Source organism: Couchioplanes caeruleus (genome assembly GCF_003751945.1).
Taxonomy (GTDB): domain Bacteria; phylum Actinomycetota; class Actinomycetes; order Mycobacteriales; family Micromonosporaceae; genus Actinoplanes; species Actinoplanes caeruleus.
The window spans coordinates 6,500,694-6,525,550 of record NZ_RJKL01000001.1; the positions used below are offsets into that span (position 1 = coordinate 6,500,694).

Below are 24,857 nucleotides of genomic sequence, written 5' to 3' on the forward strand. Positions count from 1 at the left end.
GCCTAGGCTCCGGTGCCCTCGCGCCCGGCGGGGGCGTCACCCAGTTCGTAGAGCCGGGCGGCGAGGTCGAACTGGGCCTGCGTGTCGATGTCGATGGTGAGGTTCGAGGCCTGGTGCCACATCGGCCGGGCGCCGACGAGTCCCAGCGTCGTCGCGACGTGCCGGGTCATGATCGAGCAGGTGAAACCGAGCTGGTAGAAGGTCGGCAGCTCCTGTGAGGGCCGGTGCCAGGAGCCGAACCCGAAGCCGATGGGATAGAAGTTCTGGTCGAGGAGGTACTCCTTCATCGGATAGACGACGACGATGGAGTCCGATGTGGAGGAGTCCCGGGTCTGCCAGGCCCGCACCACCGCCTCGTGGTCGTCGAAGAACGGATCCGTGGCGTGGCACCACATCACGTCGTCGTCGTCCGGGAGCTGCTTGCAGACCTCGTTGACCACCGACTGGAACGGGTAGGAGTTCTCGGCGAGGTGCGCGGGCCTCGGCAGGAACGTGGCCTCGTACTTGTCGGCCAGCAGGCGCGTCGACTCGTCCTCCGAGGAGATGTACACCTCGCCGGGCTCGGCGAGGCGGGACAACTTCCCGACCAGGATGTCCAGCAGGGACCTGCCGTGGGCGAAGGGGCGGTAGTTCTTGTCGGGCACCCTGCTCGACGAGCGCTTGGCGGGAATGACGTACTTCATCCAGTCCTCTCTCTCTGCGAGGGAACCCGTTCTTCACCGTGGATGACATTGGCCGGTATCCATCGAAGCGGAGGTCACTGTACCCCGGATGAAACAGCGCTGAAAGACGGTTGCCGACCCGGTCTCGTCGGTGTCGGCAAAGCGTCGCGGCATCAGCGACGCTTTTCGGTGATCCGCCGAATGGGTCCATAAGGCCACTGCTTTGCCCGAAATAGGTGTCAACGGCCGGAGCTTCGATGTCGTGTGACCAATACATCCGCGTCAGTTAATGGACTGTCTCTTGTGATCATGACTTGGCGTGTGACACGGTCTCGGTTCATGGCCGGGGGCATGATCCGTCGCGAGTGGATGTTCGGCCGCTGATCATCCAGCTCGGCGCCCGGATCCAGCAGCGGGGAGCGTGGTCGGGCCGCACCTCACGGAATCGCACCTCACCGCCGGGCGCCGACGGGTTCGCGGGGCACCTCGCGCGGCGCCGGAACCGCCCTGTGGTAACCGGCAGGCCGTCCCTTCCCCCGTCGCCACAGCCCGGCGCACCTCCGACGTGAATACCTACGCGCTAGGAGCAGACACGTGGCTATAAAGCTTGCACCACTGCATCCAGTTTTCGTCGCCGAAGTGACGGGTGTCGATCTTGCTTCGCCTATTGACGACGATGTCTTCGCCGAAATCGAAGCGGCCTTCCACCAATATGCAGTGCTGGTCTTCCCCGGTCAGCCGCTGACCGACGACCAGCAGCTCGCCTTCACCGAGCGCTTCGGCCCGCTGGAGACGGCCCCGAACTATGCCGGCAAGGCGTTGCGCCTGCGCAACGAGTTCACCGACATTTCCAACCTCGACCACGAGGGCAGGATCCTGGATCCGAAGGACCGGTTGAACCAGTACAACCTGGGCAACCAGTTGTGGCACACCGACAGCTCGTTCAAGGCGCGGCGGGCGAAGTGCTCGCTGCTGTCCGCCCGCGAGGTCACCTCGACCGGTGGCGAAACCCAGTACGCGGACCTGCGCGCGGCCTACGACGCCCTGCCGGAGGAACGCAAGAGCCAGCTCCACGGGCTCGTCGCGGAGCACAGCATCGCCACCTCACGCCGCAAGACCGGGTTCGACGGCTTCAACAGCGAGATCACCGCCACCCTGCCGCCGGTGCCGCAGCGGCTCGTCGATTACTACCCGGAGTCCGGGCGCACGAGCCTCTATCTCGCCTCCCACGCCTCGCACATCGTCGGCTGGCCGGTCGAAAAGGGGGAGGCGCTGCTCCAGGAGCTCATCGAGTTCGCGACCCAGGAGCGCTTCGTCTACACCCAGAAGTGGACGGTCGGGGACCTGGTGCTGTGGGACAACCGGTGCACCATGCACCGCGGCCGGCCGTACGACCCGACGCAGCGCCGCGTGCTGCATCGCACCACGGTCTCCGACATCGCCACCTCGTACCTCGAGCCGCCGGCGATGCCCGGGGAGATGGCCGGCTCGCGCCAGGGGGCATCGGGGGCCGGCCCACGTGCGGCCGGCTGATCCGCACGAGTCCTGCTCGGCGTTCGTCGTGGCACCACGACACTTCAACTCGAACGGGGATGGACAATGACGAACGCCGCGCGTCTCATCATCGTCGGCTGCGGCCACATGGGGCTCGCGATCGTCCGGGGGCTGCTCGGCGTGCCGCCTCACCGCGACATCGTCGTCGTGGAGACCAGCGCCGAGCGGCGTGCGGTGCTGTCGGCGTACGGCGGTTTCACGATCGCCTCCGAGCTGGAGATCGCCGAGGGCGACTTCGTCGTACTCGCCATCCCGCCGCAGGTCTTCGGTGCCTTCGCCGACGCCCAGCGCCACCGGTTCACGCCGCGGACGCCGGTGCTGTCGGTGATGGCGGGGCTCACGTCCCGCGCCATCGCCACGGCGCTGGGCACCTCCGAAGTCGTGCGCGCCATTCCCAACACCCCGTCCGAGGTGTTCGAGGGCATGTCCGTCTACTTCGCGGAAGCGGCGGTGTCACCGCGGACGATCGCACAGTCGGACGAGCTGCTGAGGGCGATCGGCAAGGCGTTCCGGGTCGGCGCCGAGGAGCTGGTCGACGACGCCACGGCGATCTGCGGTGGTGGGCCGGCGTTCGTCAGCTACATCGTCGACGCCTTCTGCCAGTTCGCCACGTCCTGCGGTTTCACCGAGGCGGCCGGCCGCGAGATGGCGGTGCAGGTGTTCGGTGGCACCGCGACCCTGATCGCGGAGAGCGGCAAGCCGCCGATGCAGCTCTGCCGCGAGGTGATGACCCCGAACGGCACCACCGAGCGCGGGATCGCCGCGTTCGACGCCGCCGATCTGAAGAAGTCGGTTCTGGCCGCTCTCACCGCGTCCGCACTGCGCTCGCGGGAGCTCGCCTCCATGAGCGCGGGCGTACGCGTCGGTGAGACCGATGGCTGAAGGGTTGCTCGGCGGTGGTGACGCCGCCACGGCTTCCAATCCCGGGTGCGAGACCTACGATGCCTGCTTCGACCTCGGACACCGCTTCCGCCTGCACGACCGGCCGGGGACGTTCCGGGTCAGCCAGGCGGGTCTCGCCCTCGGGGACCATCTGGTCGGCAACGTCCGCGAGAGCGAGCTCGCCGGCCGCATCCTCGACATCGGCACCGGAAGCGGCGCGATCGCGCTGCTGCTCCGCGCGCTGGGAGCCGCCTCCATCGCGGCCACCGACATCTCCGCGTCGGCGGTGTCGACGGCCCGGCAGAACGAACTCGAGAACTTCGGTGACTCGGTCATCGACTTCTGGCACAGCGATCTGTTCCCCGGCGCCGAGGACGGTCAACGGGAGCGCTTCGACCTCATCGTCTTCAATCCGCCGGGATGGCGCAGCCCGTCCGAGCTGCTCAAGGCGGAGCTGGAGGCGAAGCGGCACTCGCTCGACCTGGAGGCCATGTTCTACGGCGACAGCGTCCTGCTGCGGTTCCTTCAGCACTTGCCGGAGCATCTGGCGGAGAACGGTCGCGCAATCATCGGCCTGAACTCGCTGATCGGCATCGCCGACATCTTCGGGCGTTCCCGATCGACGGACCGGCCGGTGAACGACGCCACCATCCACTCCCGGCTGTTGGAGCGGCACGAGTTCCCGCTGCTGTTCTACACCGAGGAGTGGCTGCAGGTACGCAACTCCCTGCTGGCCCAGTTCGAGCAGGGGCGCCACGACTACGCGGCCACCTACGTCACCAAGGGCAACACCATCCACTGGTTCTACGAGATCACCGAGGTCACCGTGACAAAGCCGGCAACGCCCTCCCTGGTGTCCCAGATCGCGGACCCCGCTCCCGCCCATGCCCGGCTGCTCCCGTTCGCGGAGATGACGACGGCTCCCGTGCGGGCCTTCCAGCATTCCGCCGGACCCGAGCCGCTCGTCGGTTAGCCATGGACACGACCATCCCGGCCGTCGCGCCCACCTACGATGCCGTGGTCGTCGGCCTGGGCATCATGGGGGCGTCGGCGCTCTGGCAGCTCAGCCGGCGCGGGTTGCGGGTCCTCGGCGTCGAGGCGGGCGGGCCGCTGCACGAACTCGGCTCCTCCCATGGACAGACGCGCATCTTCCGCCGGGCGTACTGGGAAGGCGATCAGTACGTCCCCCTGCTGAACCGCTCGTACGCCGGCTGGATGGAGCTCGGCGAGGCGGCTCAGGACAGCATCGCGGTGACGACCGGTGGCCTCTTCGTCGGTCCTCCCGCGTCGAAGCTGGTGCACGGCTCGCGTGAGACGGCGACCCGGTGCGCCATCGCCCACGAGTATCTGGACGCCGGCGAGATCTCCCGCCGGTTCCCCGCCTTCCACGTCCGAGACGATGCCGTGGCCGTCTACGAGCCGGACGCCATGATGCTCTTCTCCGATCGCGCCCGGCTCGGCTACCTCTCGCAGGCGACCGCCGCCGGAGCCCACCTCGTCCACGGCCGGGCCGTCCGGGCACTGCATCCCGCGGCCGGCGGCACTCTGACGGTCGCGGGCGACGGGTGGCAGGTGAGCTGCGGCGCGGTCGTGCTGGCGGTCGGCGGCTGGATCGGCGAGTTCCTGCCCGGCGAGATCGGCCCGCTGGTCACCCCGATGCGCATCCCCGTCTACGAGTTCGACCTGGCGGAATCGTCCCAGCGCGACCATCTCCTCGGACGGTTCCCCGTTTTCCTCTTCGAGAATTCCGCCGGAGCCCTGATCTACGGGCTGCCCCGGTGGCGGGCCGTGGGCGGTGGCCTGAAGATCGGGTTTCACAACCGCCAGTTGTCACCCCTCGAGCTCGGGGAGGACCGGCGCCCGCCGAGCGACGCGGAACGGCTCGAGCTCTGGCGGACGATCAAGGACCTCCTGCCGGGGGTGCGCAGCACGGGACGCGGCAAATCCTGCGTGTACACGATGTCGGGCGACGAAAGCTTCTACATCGGACGGTCCCAGGAGATCGCCGGCGTCGTCTATGTGAGCGCCTGTTCGGGGCACGGCTTCAAATTCGCGCCCGGCATCGGCGAAGTGCTGGCGCAGCTCGCGATCGACGGCCGATCGGCGCTCGATATCTCGGCTTTCGGACCGCAACGAGCGGCGCCCACGGGCGTGAGGCAACGGTGAGGGGCACACATGGATCACGAACAGCACGGCGGTAGGGCCGGATCGGTCACTGCGCCGAGCGCGCTGCCCGGGCTGCCCGCCGACTACCGTCCCTGGCCGGCGCTCTGGGCGTTGGTGGCGGGCATCTTCATGATCCTGGTGGACTCCACCATCGTCGCGGTGGCCGCCGACGCCCTCTGGGTGGACCTGAAGACCGACCTCAATGCGGTCATCTGGGTCACCAGCGGCTATCTGCTGGCTTATGTGGTGCCGCTGCTGCTGTCGGGCAAGCTCGGCGACATGTTCGGACCCAAGCGCCTCTACCTGATCGGCCTGGTGGTCTTCACCGCCGCGTCGGCCTGGTGCGGCTTCTCGCGCACGCCGGAGATGCTGATCGCGGCGCGGGTGGTGCAGGGGCTCGGCGCCGCGCTGATGGCGCCGCAGACGATGAGCGTGATCACCCGTACCTTCCCGGCGCACAAGCGGGGTTCCGCCATGGCCCTGTGGGGCGCGGCGGCGGGGGTGGCGATCCTGGTGGGACCGCTGGCCGGCGGTCTCCTGGTGGACGGCTTCGGCTGGCCGTGGGTGTTCTTCGTCAACGTCCCGCTGGGCGTGCTCGCCTTCGTCGCCGCGGTGCTGCTGGTGCCCAACCTGCCCACGCACCGGCACCGGATCGACTACCCGGGCATTCTCCTCAGCGGTGTCGGCCTGTTCCTGCTGGTTTTCGGGCTCCAGGAGGGACAGCGGTACGACTGGGGGCACATCCGCGACATCGGGCCGCTGCCGATCTCGGTGTGGGGACTGATCATCGCCGGCGTCGGGGCACTGGCGGTGTTCGTATGGTGGCAGTCGCGGGCGGAGGAACCGCTGATGACCCTCAGCCTGTTCCGGGACCGCAACTTCACCCTGTCCAATCTGGCCGTCGCCTGCATGGGATTCGCGTTCACCGGGATGGCCGTCCCCCTGATGCTGTTCGCGCAGAAGTCGATGGGACTGAGCCCCACGGAGTCGGCGGCGCTGCTGATCCCGCTGGCCGTGCTCTCGGGAGCGCTGGCGGCCCCGGCGGGCAGGCTGGCCGACCGGGTGCACCCGCGGTATCTGACCGGCTTCGGCTTCGTCGTCAGCGCCGCCGCCCTCGTCTGGGTCGGTCTCGTGGCGGACGGCAGCAGCGGCGTGGCCGACGTGCTGGCGCCGATCGCCCTGATCGGCGTGGGCAACGCCTTCATCTGGGGTCCGCTGACCGCCACCGCCAACCGCAACCTGCCGCTGCACCTCGCCGGCGCCGGATCCGGCGTCTACAACACCACCCGGCAGGTGGGCGCCGTGCTGGGCAGCGCCGCGGTGGGGGTGCTCATGCAGCACCAGGTCGAAGACAAGCTCGAGCCGCTCGTCCCCGGCATGCCGGCCGGGGCGGGGCAGGACGTCGCCCAATCTCTGGGGCCGCTGCCGGAACTGCTGCGCGGCCCGTTCGCCGAGGCCATGGGGGCCAGCGTCTTCCTGCCCGCCATCGTGCTGGTGTTCGCCTTCGTGGTGGTGCAGTTCTTCGCCACGCCGGTCCACCTGTCCCGTGAGTGAGCGGCCGTCAGGGCGCGGCGACCGGGACCTCGCCGCCCTTCTGCGGGGCCGGGGGAGTGGGGCCGGCGGCGGCGGGCGCGTCCGTGATGATGCGCTTGTACGCCTCGGCGTACCCGCACCCGAGGATCGTGCCGTTGCCGCGCATCCGGTCGACAACCCATTGCACGTCCGCGCGCGGATCCGCGGAGCCGAGGAACTGGCTGCGGTGACGGAGGATCGCCGTCACCTTGCGGTCGACCGTGCGATCCACGTCGACCAGCAGATCGGTGTGCTCGTGGCCCGGCACCCAGACCTCGGCCACCTTGTGCGGGGCGAGGCCCTCGGCGAGCACCTCGGGGAAGGCCCGGGGGTTGCGCGCGTCGGGATAGACGGCGCTCAGCGCGGACTGCCCCACCGCCAGGTGGTCGGGGTGGGAGGCGCCGATCGGGAACTGCAGCGACCGCAGCGGCTGATGGGTGAGCACGAGATCGGGGCGGTGCCGGCGGATCTCGCGGGTCAGGGCCCGGCGAAGCTCGGGCGTGTCGGCGACCAGCCCGTCCGGAAAGCCGAGGAACACCACGTCGGCGACGCCGAGGACCCGCGCCGCGGCCCGCTGCTCCTCGTATCGCCTCGCGACCAGGTCCTCCGCCGGCTCGGTCGGGTCCTCCCCGCCCTGCGATCCGTCGGTGACGACCAGGTATGTCACCCGGGCGCCCTCGTCCGTGAGCCGCGCGACGGTGGCACCGAAGCTGAACTCGGCGTCGTCGGGATGCGCGGCGATGACCAGCACCCGGTGGAAGCGGCGGGGAAGGGGAAACCGAGGACGGAAGTCCGCCTGGGATTCAGGCACCATTGCCGCAACATACACGCCGCGACTGAAGCAGACGAGACCCTTGTTATCACTCTTGCCCCGGTTGTTTGGGAATGTCGCCGGACATCCGCGTCGGTTAATGGACTGTCCCTTGTGATCTTGGCTTGGAATGTGACACGGTCCTGGTTCATGACGGGGGAAGCCTGGTCTGTCGTGAGTGGATGTTCCGGTGCCGACCGTCCAGCTCAGCGCCCTCCACCTGCAAGTCCGCCATCCAGGGTCATCCCGCTCGCTGACGGCTGTCATGCCTGAAGAAAATGTCACCACTCACAGAGAGTCCTGAACGTGGCTATCGCTCCGTGGGCTGATTTCATAACGCGTTGGAACGACGGAAAGGTGACTCCGGAAGAGCTCACCGATTGGCAGACATCGGCCCTGCGGACGGTGCTCGGTCACGTCTACGACAAGTCCCCCTTCTACGGCCGGCGCCTGGCGGGCGTAAACCTTGACATCAAAGAACTGACGGGCCTCGCGGACATTCCCTTCACGACGAAGGACGACCTCCGCGAAGCCATGCACGACATGCTCAGCGGCACCGTGGCCGACGCCGCGTTCTACTTCGAGACGACGGGAACGACCGGCCGGCCCACCCCGTGCCCCCGGGCCCCGATCGACTTCGACCTCAATGTGCTGCCCCTGGCCCACGCCCTCGACGCGATCGTGCGCAAGCACTTCACCGGCACCGAGGAGCGACCCGTCCTGGCCGTGGTAGCCCCCAACGACGTCCACGCCGCCTGCCTCAGCCTGTCGTTCGCGGCGAAGCAACTGGGCATCGCGAAGCTCGACCTGTTCCCGATCACGCCGACCCTCGGCTTCGCCCGCTTCTTCGAGGTCCTCGTCGAGCTGAAGGTCAACATGATCCTCTGCTCGCCGGGCCTGCTGATGGCTCTGGCCGAGATGAGCTCGACGTACGGCGTGGAGGTGCCGGAGGACCTCTCCGTGAAGGTCCTCCTCACCACCGGCGAGATGTGCTCCGACGGCATGCGGGACCTGCTGGCCCAGACGTGGCACGCCGAGTCGTACAACTTCATGTACGGCTCCCAGGAGGCCGGCTGCCCGGCGGTGACGCGGGCCGACGGCACGGTGATGGCGGTCGAACCGACGTACCTTTTGGAGGTTCTCGACCTGGAGACCGAGGCGAGCCTCGGCCTCCAGGGCTACGGGGAGCTCTGCCTCACCACACTGGTGCCCGGCCTCAAGCCGCTCATCCGGTACCGCACCGGCGACCTGGTCGAGATCGCCCCGGACGCCTCGGGCCGGCGGGCCGTCCAGGTGCTCGGCCGGGTCAAGGACATGACCCGGATCGGCGGCGCGAAGCGCAGCGCCGCCGAGATCGACAACGCGATCCTGGCCGATCCGGAACTCATCTACGGATACGAGATCGACGTGTTCTCGGACGACGGTGAGGACCGGCTCGAGGTGCGCGCCAAGGCCAAGGAGGGCGCCGACCACGACGAGATCAAGAAGCTCGTCTCCGGCCGGCTGACCGCCGCGTTCGGCGTACCCGCGGAGGTCAAGATCCATCCGCTGCTGGACCTCAAGAGCGCCACCGGCGGATGGGTGAGTTGGAAGACGGCTCGTATCAAGGACCGACGAGTGCCGGAGGTGGCGGACGACATCGAAGCCCGGTCCGCCGCCGATCTGGCCCGAGCAGTAGAGCGGGCGATCTGACATGACCGACCACATCCTCACCGGCGCGACCGGATTCGTCGGCAGCCACCTGCTGGCCGACCTGCTCTCGGACGACCCGACCGGCGCCGTGTACGCGCTGGCCCGCGGCGACTCCCGCCATCCGGCCGCCGAACGCGTCCACACGGCCCTGCGGGTCGCCGCGCATGACCTCTCCGCCGGCGGCCACCCCACCGTGGTGGAGTCGGAGCTCACCGAGCCGCTGTGCGGCGTCACGCCCGGCTCCCTGCCGCGTGGCGACGGACCGCTCGTCTTCTGGCACCTCGCCGCGTCGCTGCAGTGGCGGCGTGGGCAGCGGGAGCAGGTGTTCCGCACCAACGTCGACGGCACCCGGCACGCCCTGGAACTGGCGGCGAGCGTCGGTGCGGACCTCTTCGTCTACATGTCCACCGCGTACACGTGCGGATCGGTGCACGGTGACATCGTCGAGGAGCTGCACCGGCCCCCGGCTTTCAGCAACGTCTACGAGGAGAGCAAGTGCGCCGCGGAGCACCTCGTGGCCGGGTTCGAGGGGCCGAGGACGCTGATCCTGCGCCCGTCGGTCATCGTCGGGTCGTCACACACCTACAGCCCCAGCGGTAGCTACACGGGTCTGTACGGCTACCTCAGCGAGCTGCGCAAGTTCAGGGAGATGCTCGGCGACTCCGAGGAGTCCGTGCGCTATCCGGCGGATCGCAGCACCCGCATCTCGTTCATTCCGGTGGATCACGTCGTGGAGGATTCCCGCGCCATCGTGGCGGACGAGCTCGCGGCGCCGCGCCAGAGCATCCACCACGTGAGCGGGCGGTCCGAGTCCGCGGTCGGCGAGATCACCGACTACATGCTGAAGCTGCTCGGCCTGCAGGATCGGCTCTTCATCATCGACGAGGAGTTCGACGACCCGTCCACCTTCGAGCGCTTCTTCGCCAAGCGGATCGACTTCTTCTCCGACTATCTGCGCCGGGAGAAGCGGTTCGTCCGGAGCCGGGGCCCGGAACGGTCGGTCTCCCTGCACGAGCTGATGAAGTTCATCGACGCCGAGGACCGGGCGCTGAGCGCCGAGGCCCGGCCGGCGCGTCGTGCCGCCGCGGATCCGGGACATCTGTCCCCGGTCCAGGGCGCGGCGGTGTGAGCGCGTACCGATGAACGTCGCGGAGCACATCGTCGCGAGACTCGTCGAGGAAGGCGTCGACGTCGTCTTCACCGTGCCCGGCGAACAGCTCGACCCGATCTTCGGGGCGCTCGCCGGCACCGGGATCCGGGTGGTGCACGCCCGGCACGAGCAGGCCGCGGCCCTGATGGCCTTCGGGTACGCCCGCACCACCCGCAGGGTCGGCGTCTTCACCGTCATCTCCGGGCCGGGCGTGTTGAACTCCACGGTCGGGCTGGCGACCGCGTACGCGGGTGACGCCCGGGTCCTCTGCCTCACCGGCCAGATCGCCACGCCGCTCTTCGGCCGTGACCTCGGTGTGCCGCACGAGATCCCCGACCAGCTCGGGGTGCTCCAGAGCCTCACCGCCTGGGCGGCCCGGGTCGAGAAGCCGGGCGGGGTCACCAGCGCGCTCGACGAGGCCTTCCACCGCCTGCGGCACGACCGCCCGCGACCCCTGGCGATCGAGGTCCCGACCGACGTCCTGGCCGCGGAGGTCGCCTCGGGCGACTCGTGGGTGGCGCCGCCGGTCCGCGAGCCCGCGGATCCCCGCGCGATCGAGGCGGCCCGGGCGGTCCTGGCCGGCGCCCGCGCACCGATCGTCTTCGTCGGCAGCGGAGCGCGCGGCGCGGCGGCGGAGATCACCGAGCTGGCGATGCGAATCAAGGCACCCGTCACGACGGAGCTCGGGGGCCGCGGGATCGTGAGCGACGAGCACGGGCTGTCGGTCTCCCTGCCCGTCGCCCACCGGCTGTGGCCGCACGCCGACGTCGTCCTGGCCGTGGGGACCCGCCTCTACCGGCCGCAGGTCGAGTGGGGCGTCGAGGGCCTGCGGATCATCCGGGTCGACCTCGACGAGGAGGAGATCCAGAGGGTGTCCGCGCCGGCCGTAGCGCTCGTAGGCGACGCGGCGGAGGTGGTCCGCGCCCTTCTGGACGGGCTGGCGCATGTCGAGGACCGGCAGGAGTGGCTGGCCACGACGGCGGAGGCGCGGCGCGGCCTGGACGCCGAGATCGCCGGGCTCACCCCTCAGGTCGACTACCTGCGCGCGATCCGCAGCGCCCTCCCGGATGACGGCTTCTTCGTCGACGAGATGACCCAGGTGGGTTACGTCGCGCGGCTGGCGTTCCCGGTGCGGGAGCCCTCGACCTACGTGCTGCCGACGTACTGCGGTGCCCTCGGCTTCGGCTTCGCCACGGCGCTCGGCGTCAAGATCGCCCATCCGGGCCGGGCGGTCCTGTCCATCTCGGGCGACGGCGGCTTCCTTTATACGGCGGCGGAGCTGGCCACGGCGGTGCAGCACGGTATCGGCGTCGTCGCCGTCGTCTTCAACGACGGCTCGTTCTCCAATGTCGAGCGGTCGCAGCTCAAGTTCATGGAGTCCACCATCGGCACGGACCTGCGGAACCCCGACTTCGTCCGCTTCGCCGAGGCGTTCGGCGCGGTCGGCGTCCGGGCGAACGACCCGGAGGAGCTGCGGACAGAGATCTCCCGGGCCCTCGCCCGCACGCAGACGCCGACGGTCATCGAGGTTCCCGTCGGCGAGATGGCGAACCCGTGGCCGTGGATCCGGCTGCCGCGGGTTCGCTGAGACCGCTTCCTTCTAAGGAGACCACCGCCATGACTTCGGCCTCGACGAACGTCCCACCCTTCCGCTCGGCCCTCGCCCACATGCGCACCCAGGAGATCGTGCACATCGCGCGTCTGTGCAACGAACATCCCGACGCCGTCAGCCTCTGCTTCGGAGAGTCGGACCTGCCCACACCGCTCGTCGTCCGTGAGGCCGCGGAGCTCGCCATGGCCCAGGGCAAGACGACCTACGCGGACCGCCGGGGCGTCGCGCCCCTGCGCCAGGCGATCCAGGACTACCACCGGCGTACGCACGGCCTCGAGATCTCCCTGGACCGGCTGTCGGCGACGTCGTCGGGAATGACCTCGATCATGATCTCCCTGCAGTGTCTGGTGGAACCCGGCGACAACGTCGTGGTCGTGGCCCCGATCTGGCCGAACATCGTCATCGCCGTGGAGGCCATGGGCGCGACCGTACGGTTCGTCCCGCTGGAGGCGGACGACGGCGTCTGGTCGCTCGACCTCCGCCGGGTCGATACCGCCTGCGACGATCGCACCCGCGCGATCTTCGTGGCCACCCCGAACAACCCCACCGGCTGGACGATGACCTCCGAGGAGCAGCGCGACCTCCTCGACCTCGCCCGGCGGCGCGGCACCTGGGTGATCGCGGACGAGGTCTACAACCGCATCGTCTACGACGGCTCGGTCGCCACCCCGTCCTTCCTGGAGGTCGCCGCCGAGGACGACGCTCTCTTCGTGGTGCAGAGCTTCTCGAAGACCTGGTCCATGACCGGCTGGCGGCTGGGCTGGCTGGTCCACCCGGCCGGTCTGGCGCACCAGGTCGGCAACCTCAGCGCGATCAACAGCACGGGCTCGGCGACCTTCGTCCAGCATGCCGGCGCCGCGGCGATCCGCCACGGCGAGCCGTTCGTCACCGAGATGCGCGAGCGCTGCACCCTCGGCCGCCAGCTCGTCGCGGACGCCTTCAAGGGTCACGAACGCATCATGGCCCCGGACGTGCCGGCATCCTTCTACTCGTTCTTCCGCATCGCCGGCGCCACGGAGAGCCCCCTGGCCTACGCCGAGGACATCGTCCGCCGGGCCGGCGTCGGTATCGCACCCGGCACCGCCTTCGGCCCCGGCTTCGACGGATACTTCCGCATCTGCTTCGCCCAGGACCCGAAACGCCTCGAAGTGGCCCTCAACCGCCTCATCGCGGCGGTCTGACGGGGCCTCTACCATTGGTTGATCAAGCGGTCGGCGGCGCGGGGCTCCCGGCAGCGAGGGAGACCGCGCACGCACTCGCCGACACGGGCGCCGTGGTGCGGGGTGTGCGGGTCCACGCCGGCGAGTCGTACTACGCCGACGGTGACGACCAACTCGCACCGCCGCCGAGAATGAGCGCCAGTGCGCCGTGCAGGCCGCCGAAGCCCTGCGCACAGCCGGCCACGAGGCGCCGATGACCGACGCGAGCCAGGAACACGGCGTGCTGTCGATCCGGCCCGGAAGCACCGAGCCCTACCTCACCTGCCGATCGGCGCCCGTGTGCGAATCCTGCCCAACCACGCCTGCGCCACCGCCGCCCAGCACGACCGCTATCACGTGACCCAGCCCGGCTCCCGCGTCGTCGACGAGGTCTGGCCCCCGCATCCAGGGATGGTGACCGCCGACCGGTGAGGCGCTCAGCGGAAGGTCACGTGTCGTCTGGCCGGCGCATGACCATCAGGAATGCGGGCCTCTCCTCCAGCACCGACCGCGGTTGGCTCGCCTCTCGCAGCAGGTTGGCGGCCGCACGTTCGCCCAGCTCGGTGCGCAGCTCGTCCGCGTGTTCGCGCCACAACGCGAACAGACGTAACCAGAAATCATGGTGGTGCTCGTTGAGCAGCGCCTGTTCGACCTCGAGGCCGGCATGCGCGGCCATCGTCTGCCAGTCGTCCGCCCCGGCCGGCTGCTCCCGCACCGTCAGCACCAACCGGCCGCCGGGAACCAGGATCCGACGCGCTTCCCGCAACGCCGCCACCCGATCCTTGGCGAACGGAAGAGCGTCGATACTGATCACCCCGTCGGCACCACCGTCAGGCAGCCCGGTCTGCTCGAACGTTCCCTGACGGAATTCCGCCTGCCCGGCGGACACGAAATCGTCGGCCCGCTCGGCCGCGAGAGCCACCGCGACGGCGCTGAAGTCGACACCCACCAGCCGTACCGACAGTGCCCGTGCCAGCCACAGCCCCGGACCACCGCGACCGCACCCGAGGTCGACCAGCCGTCCGCCCGGTCGCATGCGCAGCGCCGACACGACGTGTCCGAGAAGCCACCACGAGCAGGAACTGAAGGGCTCGACCTCATGCGGATACTCCTCGCCCATGGCCTGCGCCCACAGGCGCTGCATCAGCGGACTTCCCTGCACACCCGCATGCGCCGCGTCGTAGTCGTCCGCTGCCACACCCACTGCTGTCGTCTCGGTCATGCCGTACATTGTGTCGCGTCGATGATGCGCCACGACTCCGGTGTCGGCGGTCACGAGGGAAGTGACGTTGCGTCGGCCTTCCAGGTGCGGCGATACAGCGGCCACGCCGCGCGCAAGTACGCGGCGAACGGCACCCACCAGATCAGATCGTTGGTGACGATGAGAACGAGCGTCTGCCACGGCCAGCGGTCCGTCAAGGTGAGGTAGAGCAGGCCGACGGGCCTGTCACGCGGCACGTCCTCGCACCCGTCGCCAAGAAGCTCTTCCACCGCCACTACGTCGGTCTGGCGATCACGGAGGACGAGCTGCGCGACAGCGACCTGGACTGGACGGTCATCCGGCCGCCCCGACTGCTCCACCACCGCCTGCGCCGGCGTTACCGAGCGGCCGTGGACATCAACGTCCGCGGCGGCATGTTCGTCGCGCGCGCCGATGTGGCCCGGCACATGCCGGCCGTAGTCGACGACCCTTCGACGTTCGCCCACACCGTCGGCATCGCATACTGAATCGCCGCTGCACTCCCGCGCCGTCTGCCTCGGAGGTATCGCCATGATCGAGCAGTACGTGCGGGATCTTCAGGACGTCGACGAGACGCAGGTCGCGGTCGTCGGCGGCAAGGGCGCGCATCTAGGGGCGCTGTCGCGGATCGACGGCGTCCGCGTGCCGGCCGGGTTCTGCGTGACGACGGGGGCCTTCCGGCGGATCGTGGCGCAAGCGCCGGCGATCGACGATCGACTCGATCGGCTGTCGCGCCTGGATCCGGACGACCGGGAGGCGATCCGCGTGCTCAGCGCGGAGATCCGCCGGACCATCGAAGGGACTGCCATCCCGGGCGATCTGGCGGCGGCGATCACCCGCGCTCTCTCCCGGCTCGGCGAGCAAGCCGCCTACGCCGTGCGATCCAGCGCGACGGCGGAGGACCTGCCCACGGCCTCCTTCGCGGGCCAGCAGGACACATACCTGAACGTCGTGGGGCCGGCGGCGATCCTCCGGCACGTCGGGGGTTGCTGGGCGTCGCTGTTCAGTGAGCGGGCCGTGGCCTACCGCCTGCGGAACGGCTTCGATCACCGTACGGTCCATATGGCCGTGGTCGTGCAGCGCATGGTCTTCCCGAACGCGGCCGGCATCCTGTTCACGGCCGACCCCGTCACGGGCAATCGAAAGGTCTCCACGGTGGACGCCGGCTTCGGCCTCGGCGAGGCGCTGGTCTCCGGCCTGGTGAATCCGGACGTCTACAAGGTGCGCGACGGCGAGGTGGTCGCCAAGGCGGTCGGCACCAAGCGGCTCGCCATCCACGCCTCGCCGGCGGGCGGGACGCAGGAACAGGCGGTCGACCCCGGGAGGCAGGACCGGCCGGCGCTGACGGATGCGCAGGTCGTGCGGCTCACGCAGCTCGGGCGGCGGATCGAGGCGTATTTCGGCCGTCCGCAGGACATCGAATGGTGCCTGGCCGACGGCGACTTCCAGATCGTGCAGAGCCGGCCGATCACCACGCTGTTCCCCGTCCCCGCGGCCCAGGACGGGGAGAACCACGTCTACCTTTCCGTCGGCCACCAGCAGATGATGACCGACCCCATGAAGCCACTGGGCGTCTCCGTGTGGCAGTTGACGGCCATGGCACCGATGCTCGAGGCCGGCGGGCGGCTGTTCGTGGACGCCACCCCGCGGCTGGCCTCGCCCGTGAGCCGCGCCGGTTTCCTGGAGATGATGGGGAAATCCGATCCGCTGATCAGGGACGCGTTGGAGACCATCCTCGACCGTGGCTTCGTCCCGGAGCTTCCGGACGGCGGTCCTGGCGGGCCGCCGGCCGGCGGCCCGTCCGCCTCGATCGAGGCCGATCCGGCCATCGTCACCGAGCTGATCGAGCGTAGCCAGGAGTCCATCGCCGCCCTGCGCCGCGACATCGCGACGACGACCGGAGCGGCGCTGTTCGACTTCCTGCTGGAGGCCTTCCAGGAACACAAGCGGATCCTCGGTGACCCGTTGAGCATCCAGGCGATCATGGCGGGAATGGAGGCCACCTGGTGGCTCAACGACCGGCTGGAGGAGTGGCTGGGGGAGAAGAACGCGACCGACACCCTCACACTATCCGCCCCCGGCAACATCACGTCGGAGATGGGACTGGCGCTGCTCGACGTCGCGGACGTGATCCGCCCACATCCGGAGGTGGTGGCGTTCCTGCAAGGCGTCGAGGACGACGGCTTCCTGGCCGAGCTGCCGAGGCTTACCGGCGGGGCCGAAGCGCGCGACGCCATCGAGACCTACCTCGACCGGTACGGCATGCGCTGCGTCGGCGAGATCGACATCACGAGGCCGCGGTGGCGCGAACGCCCCACCACACTCGTACCCGTGCTCCTCGACCACATCAGGAACTTCGAGCCGGGCGCCGCCGGGCGGCGGTTCGAGCAAGGCCGGCAGACGGCGCAGAATAGGGCGCAGGAGGTGCTCGAACGTCTGCGGACACTGCCGGATGGGAAGCGGAAGGCCGCCGAGACCGAGCGAATGATCGACCGGGTCCGGACCTTCATCGGTTACCGGGAGTACCCGAAGTACGCCATCGTCAGCCGCTACTTCGTCTACAAGCAGGCCTTGCTCGCCGAGGCCGAGCGCCTCGTGCAGGCCGGCGTGACCTCCGAGAAGGAGGACGTCTTCTACCTCACGTTCCCGGAGTACCACGACGTCGTGCGCGCGCAGCAGGTCGATGTCGAGCTGATTCAACGGCGCAAGGACGAGTTCCGGTCGTACCACGCGCTTACCCCGCCCCGGGTGCTGACCTCGGATGGCGAGGTCATCACCGGTGCATACCGGCGCGACGACGTACCGCCCGGCGCCCTGATCGGCCTCCCGGTCTCCGCCGGAACCGTCGAAGGGCGCGCCCGCGTCATCCTGGACCTGGCCCAGGCCGATCTCGAACCGGGCGACATCCTCGTCACGGCCCACACGGACCCGAGCTGGACGCCCCTCTTCGTCGCCGCCGCAGGCCTGGTGACGGAGGTCGGAGGCCTGATGACACACGGCACCGTGATCGCCCGGGAGTACGGCCTCCCGGCCGTCGTGAGCGTGGTGGATGCCACCCGCCTGATCCCCGACGGGCAGCGCATCCGCGTCCACGGAAGCGACGGCTACATCGAGCTCCTGCTTGACCGCCCACTCACCGGCAGGGTCGAATCAGCCGGATGAGACGTGCCGGCCCAGGACCGGCATGTCGTCCACGTGGGTGCCGGGCTGCCAGGGCCAGCGGTGATACCGGTCCGGCCACACGAGCTGCAGCGCCTGTAGGGCGGCGCCCGTGCCGGCATAGAACTGCGCGGCAACGGGCAGGTGGCGATCCGGCTCGGTCACCGCCACGAACTGGACCTGGTGTCCCTCGAGAACGTCATCGGCACGTTGACCCGCGACACACGTCCGCCGTCTCGCGATGACGTCGCCGGCAACGGTGTGCAGCACGGGGCGCGAGATGTCCGGCGGTAATCCGAACAGGATCAGCTCAGGGTGATCGTGGTCGGTCAGACCGATCGTGTACCAGCACGTTTCCAGAGGAGTCGGCTGCGGCACGAACTCCAGGTACACGCCGCAGCGCTCGATGGCCTCGCCGATTCGGCGGAGCCCGGTGTCCCGCTGTCGGGCCGTCATCAGTGCCCTCCCGTCCCCGGGAGGGCATACCCGCAGGATGACCACCGACACTCAACTACCGACGTGAACCGCCCATCGGGGCCACCGGCGTCCCAACGCCGCGACGGGCCGCCCGGCAGTCTGCCGGGCGGCCCGTGGTGCGGTGCCTGTTCAGCCGATCTTGACGTTGAAGATCGGGTTGGCGGCCAGCTTGCGGAACGCGGCGAGGTTGGCCTTGGTGCTGTCGATGCTGATGTCGCGGTCGCCCTGGTCGTCGTGCTTGGTGTCGAAGTAGACGATGGCCTTGATGTTCGGACGCTTGACCAGCTCCGGCAGCACGCTCCGGAAACCCGCGGTCTTGTCGGTGACCTTGCCGACCCGGTGGTAGACGCCCCACTCGGCGACCATCAACGGCTTGGACGGGTGCTTGCTGCTCGCCCAGTCGTAGAAGCCGAGGCCACCGCCGGTGGGCTTACGGTCGAGCAGGTCGGCGAACATGCCGTAGTGGTAGTAGCCCTTCTCCGCGCTGACGTAGGAGTCCAGACCCATCCAGTCCACGACGTCGTCACCGGGGTACAGATCGGCCCACCAGGACTGCGCCATCCACTTCTCGTTACCCATGTACGCCATCACGTTGATCGCATTCGTCACGCCCTTGGCCCGCAGCCGCACGATGGTGTGGCGGTACATGGCGGCGAAGTCCTTGGCCTCCCAGCCCGACCCCTTACGCGCGATCACGTCGTTCTCCGGCTCGTGGTTGAGCACCAGGAAGAACTTCTCCGGGAAGGTGGCCTTGATCCGGGCGGCGAACCGGTCGATGCGGGCGTCCTGCTCACCTCGGGCGACCTTGGCCCAGGTCGACCCGTAGGCGATCTTCCAGTTCAGCAGCAGCACCCGCGGCCGGGTGGTGTCACGCGCCATGGCCATCTCGGACTTGGTCGGGAACGGCTCGTCACCCTTGTGGTAGGCGTGGAAGATACTCGCGGTGCGACCGGACAGCTTCTCCCAGTCCTTGAGCGCGGCATCGCGCGGCGCGTCGGTGAAACCACCCGCGGCGGCACCCCACAACACCCCACACGACGGCACCAGCCTGGCGTCGGTCACACATTCATCGGCGGAACCAGGTGCCGCGTGCGCCCCGGCAGGCCCGGCGAGCGCCGCACCGATCCCGGCGAGCACTGCGGTCAGCGACAGCACCGTCTTACGAATGGTCGAGCGACGCAAAATCCGATCTCCCTCGCGTTGTCCGGCCTCGTTTGTCGGCCGGGCATACGAAAGAGATTCACGGGGCCGCGGTGCGCCGCCGGTACCCGCACGGGTGCCGTCCGGTTGTCCTGGGTCCGGCCCACGTCGGGTGGCCCTTGAATCGGCGGGGGAACGGCCTAGTTGAGAACTGGCACGAAGGAGTACAGCCGAGAAACCGGGCTGTCGCGGTAGGCCGACGCGCCCCACCGCGACCGCCGACCTGGCGTGATATTCGATAACGGGCCGACGCGGCCCTCGCGGATCGGGGCGGCCATCTCAGGGCTGACGCGGTCCTCCCGGATTAGGGCAGCCATCTCACATGCCCTCGCCGGTTCGGTCGGCGGTGGTCCGGCCGACCTCGCGAGTAGCGGTCGAGGTGCGCGCAGCGGCACGAGCGTGCTGTCACGTCCGCGCCGAAGCGGCACTGTCGGCCCGACGTTGACAACAGCCTGGGCACCCATCCGGGCGGAATCGTCACGGCGCAGGGGTGGCGGTCCGGCCGGCGTCGCGATGCCTGACCACACTGTCCAGGTGCTGGAGCCAGAGCTAACCGAACACGACTACCTGCGACAGATCGAGCTTCTCGCCCGCGACGTGGTCCACGCCGCCCAGGAGGAGGGTTGGCAGACCTACGGGCCGAACCCGGCCAATGCCACCCAGATGCACCGAGCCGTCAACGAACTGGCCCGCGCCCTTCGACACTGGCACTTTGATGACGACGGCTGTCTGGATGATGACCGTCCCCTGCTCCACCTCGGCGGCGCCACCGTGATCACGCCAGGCAGTAGCCCCGCGCAGCAGGAAAGCTACCGGACCGGCTGCGCCCGCCTGGGCGTTGACACCCGCGACGAGGGGTGGGCGCTCTGGCACACCTGGGACGACAAAGCCCGCGCCCACACCGTCGTCACCACCGCCCTGGACGCCACCCACGCACTGCTGGACAACTGGTCACACGGCCGCGACGTGCACCCCCTCCAACCCCGCCGCGCCCAGATCGCGGCGGTCGTCCAAGGCTGGGTCGGACCGATCACGCTCTCACCCAGTCACGCCACCACGATCGGCCTTGGAGGACGCTGAAGCTCAAGTCCCCAGCAGCGGACCTGGTGTCATCACCCGGAAGATGCCAAGGGTCCGGACGGCGTTGCGCAGAATGTCCGCGCTACCTGACACCGGCGTAGCTCACGAATGGCTGGCCATGCCAGGTCAGGCCGGACCGGACAGGTGCACGGAGAGCAAGCCAATCCGACGATCACATAGAGTGACCGCAGCGAGTGACCGCACTCCGTCGGCCGGCGCGCACGGACGGCGGCATGAGAGTGCACTGGTCCGTGTCCACGCGGCGGCGAAATTCCCGCGCCGATCGCGACGTTGCGCTGACATGATCATCGGGTGCCGGTAGCCAGCGTTTCCTCCGACGTTCAGATTGCCTACGAGACGTTCGGGAGCCCGCGCGATCCCGCGGTGCTGCTTGTCATGGGATTCGGAGCGCAGATGATCGCCTGGCACGAAGGCCTGTGCCAGATGCTCGCCGAGCAGGGGCGTTATGTGATCAGGTACGACAACCGGGACTGCGGCCTGTCCACGACGTGGGAACAACACCCGGTCGACCTGATGGCGTTCATCGGTGCGGTCAGCGGCGGTGACATTCTGGCAGCTCAGAAAATGATTCCCTACACCCTCTCGGACATGGCTGCCGACGGCATCAACCTGCTCACGGCGGTGGGGATCGAGCACGCGCACGTTGTCGGGGCCTCGATGGGCGGCATGATCGCCCAACGAATGGCGATCGAGCATCCAGCCCGAATCCGCACGCTGACATCCATGATGTCCTCGACCGGCGAACCCGAGGTGGGGCAGTCCACGCCGCAGGCTCAACAAGTCCTGTTCACCCCGAGACCAGCCGACCGCAACGGCTACATCTCCGCCGCCGAACGTGAGCTGGTGTGGGCGTCGCGCCGCTACCCCGATGTCGAGGGACTGCGGCGGTTGGCAGCGTCCAGCTACGACCGCGCTTACTACCCTGCCGGCATCCCACGCCAGCTCGGCGCGATGGTCCTGGACGGGTCCCGTGCCGGAGACCTCGCGAAACTACAGGTCCCGACCCTGGTCATTCATGGGCTGGACGACACCCTCATCGACCCCAGCGGGGGCAGGCGGACGGCCGAGCTCATCCCCGGCGCAAAGCTCATGCTAGTACCCGATATGGGACACGACCGCCCGAGATTACTCTGGGCCGACCTCGTCACCGCCATCGCCGACCACACACAAGAAGTCGACCTGACCGGCAGCGGCCGAATCGCCAACTGAAAGGCGGCACGAGGCACTTACCGGCAGAGGCTCGGTGCACTCAATCCGGGCACGAGCGTGTGCTCGGCACGCCGAGACGGCGACACGGAGCGTGACGCTACGACGGAGCCGGCGCGCACGATCGGCGGATCAGTGCATTCAGTGTGAGGCTGCAATGCGATCACGGGGCGGGAGTCGAACGGGCGCTGCCGGCCCGTACTCCGAGACCGCGACGCTCATCATGGGACCGGCCGCGTCAGCGTCTGTGGCCACCTACACGGTCGTCGTGGACATGAACGCCGGCGCCTCACTCTGCGATGTCGGTTGTCCGACCGCGGCCGACGAAGGCCACCGCCTCGCGGGCGAGCGGCGCCCACGCCAGGTCGCAGGCCGGATCAAGGACGAGCCACTCCTTCATCGGTGTGCCCTTGTTCCCTTCGAGACGTGTTCCGCCCGCAGCAGCGACGAGAGTGTCGACCCGCGCCTTCGGAAGCTTCAGTACGAGCCGTCCGTCTACGAGCATCGCAAAGATCTTCTTGTGGATCCGCAGCGCACGTGAGCCGAAGCCGCCACCGCCAGGTGGAGCAACGCCCGGGAGGGCCGCCAACTCGTCGACCAACGTATTGAAACGGTCTTCCGGGCTCACCGATGAACACCTCCTCGTGCGCTGATCACCATACGGGCACGCTCCGACAGTTTCGCTCCGCCTGCCGGACATACCCTCACGGCCGGCGACCAACGCAGTCTCATCGGCAGATCAGGCAGCAGAGGGCCGATCACGACGCGTGACGGCCCGCGCTGCTCGGCGCGCACGGACGGCGGCATGTGAGCGAGTCAACCATCCTGCCCGGAACTACGGCGCATCATGCGAGCAGCTTGTTACCTTGCATCGGCGATGAGCAGGCGACGGTACGTGGCGCGCGGCGTCCCAGGTGGCTACCGCATCTGGGACAACAAGTCGCGCCGATGGTGGGGTGACCTCTACGAGCTTTGTCCGGATGAGCTGCTGGAGGAACTGAACGGGGCCGGAGACTACGCGAGGATCACTGCTTTGCCGATACCGCGCGCAAAAGCGGTAGCGCCTTGTCCGCGGCAGGAGAGTGCAACCGACCGTCAACGATGGAATGCGGTATGACGGTCAGGTGCTACCCATGCTGGAGAGAGCGGTACAGGCTCGGCGTCTGACGTATTCATCGCCATCTTGCGCGAGCCGCCTCAAAGGTTCGATGGCCCGCTCACCTAAGGCAGCCGGGAGGATCATCGCGATCTGCCACCGTGCCTGGGAGTCGGGATACTCAAGAGCCAGCGGCAGCAGACCTTCGACGACTCGAGGCGCAGCGCTCAACATCTCAGCGATCTGCTCGTCTTCGTTGTCGCGAGCCAAGATGTAGAGCAGCTCCCGGCGTTCCAGGTCACTAAGCTCCGGCGAGGTTTCGATGTGCCGGCGTGCCGCGTCCCAAGCTCATCCCAGTGGGGGTAGTTGCACTCCCACTCGCCGCCATGGCCGAGTCCGAGCACATCGGGTGCACCGCTGTCGACCCAGATGCGAAACCGACGCACCTCGTAGGCGAATGAATCCATTGCTTAAGTCCTACCTGATGTGGGGACGATCCCGGCGAGGTTGGCGGCTCTAAACGCCAGTCGGTGAAGCTTCCGCCTGCAGCTCCAGATCTGCATGACGGCACACGACCGCGGGCACGGCTGCAAGCGATGCTCTCAGGTCGGTTGGATCGAGCCCCGGCCAGCGAGCACTCAGCGGCGCGGCGCCTCGTAGACCCGTTGGTCCACGCGCCGGCCAGGTGGCAGCGGGCGGTTGAGGCCTCCTCGCGCCGGTAACCAAGGTCATGATCATCGGTGCGACCGGCTGGCCGGGTGAAGCTATCGACGGCAATGACTGAGGTGATCGAATGACGGACGATCCGACAGGCCGTGGGCCCTTCCCGGGGACCGAGGGCGCTGCAGCGCAGCAACCCCGTCCGTGGATACTGGCCCTTGCTGCGGCGCTTGCCCTCATAGCGGCAGGTGGTGTGGGCACCCTCGTCGGAAGCGCGGTCGCCGCCGTGGGGTCGGCGGGAATGAGCAGCAACAACTGGGACCGTCTTGGCGCCCTTGTCCTCGGCTTCCTCGTCGGGGCGCTGGTCGCCGTCGTCGTGTACATCGCCGCGCTGACGGTTGCCGCGCGGAGGGTGTTTCCTCCGGGCCGACGTGCGGCGCCGGTGCTGCTGACGCTTCTCGCGCATGCGATGGTCTTCGGGGTGACCGCAAGGATCGTCTCTACGCTGCAGCCACTGGGGGACGGCGAGCCTGTGGCCACCACGCTGCTGGCCCTGGCCGCCTTGGCCTGCGGACCGGCAGTCTTCCTCGCTTGTGGCACCACCGGCCGAATCCGCCGCGCGGCCCTCGGCACCGTCGCCTCGATCACGCTGGCCGCCTGCGTGACCGCCGCCGTATCGCACGCCTCCGCACGCTGACCCGTCGCCATAACGGTCGGCTACTTCGACCATGTGCCGGTACGACACCAGCGCGGCGATGCCGGAGATGGTGACCATCGCGACGAGCCGGGCGGCGGCCAGGACAGCCGGTGGACCGCTCGATGCTCTCGGCCAGCACATCACGCAGGCTCCGGTCTTGGGACAGTGTGCCCAGGAAGGCGCCGCTGAGATGGGTGGCGTACCAGGTCACGCCGTGCCGGCAGACCTCCTCGGCGTCGGGCGATGCCACCCGCGCCGTCGACCAGGACCAAGCCGGCCGCAACGGCGCCGGCGAAGTCCTCATTGGTACGCCCAGGGTGCCCAGCATCGGTCGCCAACGCCACCCGCAATTATCCGATCATCGCACGGCCAGCCCATCGAACTCCTCGACGATCGCCACCGACGGGGCCGGCAGGGGGCTCTTCACAACAATGCGGCTGTCGTCGCCATGATCGACCATCCGCTTCTCGGCAGTTCCGCGTGCCGGTCGGTCAGGTGTGGGATGCCATGTAGGCGCCGAGGATGTAGTTGGGGTGTCGGTCGAGGTTCTTGCGGGCGCGGTCATAGCGCATGGTCGTGCGCGGGTCGGCGTGGCGGGCGGCGATCTGAACGTCGCGCAGGCTGACGCTGTGCGTGTTCCGCAAGATCGGTCCGGTGTCCCGGCCGTGGACGGCGCGGTCGATCGCGCGCGTCACGGCCGGCGGCAGTGGGACCAGCACAG

Annotated in this window: 23 protein-coding genes; 14 read left to right on the plus strand and 9 right to left on the minus strand. The window is 68.8% G+C overall.

Annotation, left to right across the window (positions count from 1 at the left end):
- Nucleotides 1-2 precede the first annotated feature (2 nt).
- On the minus strand, nt 3-683 hold the full coding sequence (locus EDD30_RS29225) for a cytidylyltransferase domain-containing protein (RefSeq protein WP_071804807.1): 681 nt from the start codon (nt 681-683) through the stop codon (nt 3-5).
- Between the two features lie 573 nt (nt 684-1,256).
- Between EDD30_RS29225 and EDD30_RS29230 the strand changes: the two genes are divergently transcribed.
- The 5 genes from EDD30_RS29230 (at nt 1,257) to EDD30_RS29250 (ending at nt 6,818) form a co-directional block, all read left to right on the plus strand.
- Nucleotides 1,257-2,195 (plus strand): TauD/TfdA dioxygenase family protein, encoded by a 939-nt coding sequence (locus EDD30_RS29230; protein WP_071804806.1) that lies wholly within the window; start codon nt 1,257-1,259, stop codon nt 2,193-2,195.
- 66 nt (nt 2,196-2,261) lie between these two features.
- The gene (locus tag EDD30_RS29235; RefSeq protein ID WP_071804805.1) at nt 2,262-3,098 is read left to right on the plus strand and encodes a pyrroline-5-carboxylate reductase family protein; all 837 of its coding nucleotides are present in this window, start codon (nt 2,262-2,264) and stop codon (nt 3,096-3,098) included.
- Complete coding sequence (locus EDD30_RS29240; RefSeq protein ID WP_084556297.1) at nt 3,091-4,071, plus strand: methyltransferase; 981 nt, start codon at nt 3,091-3,093, stop codon at nt 4,069-4,071. The genes EDD30_RS29235 and EDD30_RS29240 overlap by 8 nt, the downstream gene beginning before the upstream one ends.
- Before the next feature lie 2 nt (nt 4,072-4,073).
- Complete coding sequence (solA, locus tag EDD30_RS29245) at nt 4,074-5,264, plus strand: N-methyl-L-tryptophan oxidase (protein ID WP_071804803.1); 1,191 nt, start codon at nt 4,074-4,076, stop codon at nt 5,262-5,264.
- Between the two features lie 9 nt (nt 5,265-5,273).
- Nucleotides 5,274-6,818, plus strand: coding sequence for a DHA2 family efflux MFS transporter permease subunit (locus EDD30_RS29250; protein WP_071804802.1), 1,545 nt, complete (start codon nt 5,274-5,276; stop codon nt 6,816-6,818).
- A 7-nt stretch (nt 6,819-6,825) separates the two neighbouring features.
- On the opposite strand, the gene EDD30_RS29255 is transcribed toward EDD30_RS29250, so the two are convergent.
- A complete protein-coding gene (locus EDD30_RS29255) occupies nt 6,826-7,650 on the minus strand; it encodes a PIG-L deacetylase family protein (RefSeq protein ID WP_084556296.1) in 825 nt (274 codons plus the stop codon).
- A gap of 354 nt (nt 7,651-8,004) precedes the next feature.
- On the opposite strand from EDD30_RS29255, the gene EDD30_RS29260 reads away from it, so the two are divergent.
- From EDD30_RS29260 to EDD30_RS39995, 5 genes are all read left to right on the plus strand, one after another.
- Complete coding sequence (locus EDD30_RS29260; RefSeq protein WP_071804800.1) at nt 8,005-9,339, plus strand: phenylacetate--CoA ligase family protein; 1,335 nt, start codon at nt 8,005-8,007, stop codon at nt 9,337-9,339.
- Between the two features lies 1 nt (nt 9,340).
- Nucleotides 9,341-10,468: an SDR family oxidoreductase gene (locus tag EDD30_RS29265; RefSeq protein WP_071804799.1), complete on the plus strand. Its 1,128-nt coding sequence runs from the start codon at nt 9,341-9,343 to the stop codon at nt 10,466-10,468.
- Between the two features lie 10 nt (nt 10,469-10,478).
- The gene (locus tag EDD30_RS29270) at nt 10,479-12,077 is read left to right on the plus strand and encodes a thiamine pyrophosphate-dependent enzyme (RefSeq protein ID WP_071804798.1); all 1,599 of its coding nucleotides are present in this window, start codon (nt 10,479-10,481) and stop codon (nt 12,075-12,077) included.
- A 29-nt stretch (nt 12,078-12,106) separates the two neighbouring features.
- A complete protein-coding gene (locus EDD30_RS29275) occupies nt 12,107-13,282 on the plus strand; it encodes a pyridoxal phosphate-dependent aminotransferase (RefSeq protein ID WP_071804797.1) in 1,176 nt (391 codons plus the stop codon).
- 318 nt (nt 13,283-13,600) lie between these two features.
- A complete protein-coding gene (locus EDD30_RS39995) occupies nt 13,601-13,732 on the plus strand; it encodes a hypothetical protein (protein WP_211277747.1) in 132 nt (43 codons plus the stop codon).
- Nucleotides 13,733-13,748: 16 nt separating this feature from the next.
- On the opposite strand, the gene EDD30_RS29285 is transcribed toward EDD30_RS39995, so the two are convergent.
- Together EDD30_RS29285 and EDD30_RS40975 are read right to left on the minus strand one after the other, a co-directional pair.
- Entirely contained in the window at nt 13,749-14,522 is a 774-nt protein-coding gene (locus EDD30_RS29285) for a class I SAM-dependent methyltransferase (protein WP_084556300.1), read from the minus strand.
- 50 nt (nt 14,523-14,572) lie between these two features.
- Nucleotides 14,573-15,073: a hypothetical protein gene (locus tag EDD30_RS40975; protein WP_244945443.1), complete on the minus strand. Its 501-nt coding sequence runs from the start codon at nt 15,071-15,073 to the stop codon at nt 14,573-14,575.
- Here EDD30_RS40975 and rph point away from each other — a divergent pair.
- Nucleotides 15,072-17,702, plus strand: a complete 2,631-nt coding sequence (gene rph, locus EDD30_RS29295) for a rifamycin-inactivating phosphotransferase (protein ID WP_071804796.1) — start codon at nt 15,072-15,074, stop codon at nt 17,700-17,702. The genes EDD30_RS40975 and rph overlap by 2 nt on opposite strands.
- On the opposite strand, the gene EDD30_RS29300 is transcribed toward rph, so the two are convergent.
- On the minus strand, nt 17,691-18,155 hold the full coding sequence (locus tag EDD30_RS29300) for a DUF4262 domain-containing protein (protein ID WP_071804795.1): 465 nt from the start codon (nt 18,153-18,155) through the stop codon (nt 17,691-17,693). The genes rph and EDD30_RS29300 overlap by 12 nt on opposite strands.
- 150 nt (nt 18,156-18,305) lie before the next feature.
- A complete protein-coding gene (locus tag EDD30_RS29305) occupies nt 18,306-19,358 on the minus strand; it encodes a glycoside hydrolase family 26 protein (protein ID WP_123678567.1) in 1,053 nt (350 codons plus the stop codon).
- A 552-nt stretch (nt 19,359-19,910) separates the two neighbouring features.
- Here EDD30_RS29305 and EDD30_RS29310 point away from each other — a divergent pair.
- Both EDD30_RS29310 and EDD30_RS29315 read left to right on the plus strand, forming a co-directional pair.
- Nucleotides 19,911-20,456, plus strand: coding sequence for a hypothetical protein (locus tag EDD30_RS29310; protein ID WP_071807801.1), 546 nt, complete (start codon nt 19,911-19,913; stop codon nt 20,454-20,456).
- A 312-nt stretch (nt 20,457-20,768) separates the two neighbouring features.
- A complete protein-coding gene (locus tag EDD30_RS29315; protein WP_071807800.1) occupies nt 20,769-21,686 on the plus strand; it encodes an alpha/beta fold hydrolase in 918 nt (305 codons plus the stop codon).
- Between the two features lie 286 nt (nt 21,687-21,972).
- Here the strand turns inward: EDD30_RS29315 and EDD30_RS29320 are convergent, their stop codons facing one another.
- Together EDD30_RS29320 and EDD30_RS42100 are read right to left on the minus strand one after the other, a co-directional pair.
- A complete protein-coding gene (locus tag EDD30_RS29320; protein ID WP_071807799.1) occupies nt 21,973-22,311 on the minus strand; it encodes a hypothetical protein in 339 nt (112 codons plus the stop codon).
- 492 nt (nt 22,312-22,803) lie between these two features.
- Nucleotides 22,804-23,013, minus strand: coding sequence for a HEAT repeat domain-containing protein (locus EDD30_RS42100; RefSeq protein ID WP_394328293.1), 210 nt, complete (start codon nt 23,011-23,013; stop codon nt 22,804-22,806).
- A 727-nt stretch (nt 23,014-23,740) separates the two neighbouring features.
- On the opposite strand from EDD30_RS42100, the gene EDD30_RS29335 reads away from it, so the two are divergent.
- The gene (locus tag EDD30_RS29335; protein WP_143162864.1) at nt 23,741-24,136 is read left to right on the plus strand and encodes a hypothetical protein; all 396 of its coding nucleotides are present in this window, start codon (nt 23,741-23,743) and stop codon (nt 24,134-24,136) included.
- Nucleotides 24,137-24,627: 491 nt separating this feature from the next.
- Here the strand turns inward: EDD30_RS29335 and EDD30_RS42105 are convergent, their stop codons facing one another.
- On the minus strand, nt 24,628-24,855 hold the full coding sequence (locus EDD30_RS42105; protein WP_071807796.1) for a hypothetical protein: 228 nt from the start codon (nt 24,853-24,855) through the stop codon (nt 24,628-24,630).
- Between the last annotated feature and the right edge of the window lie 2 nt (nt 24,856-24,857).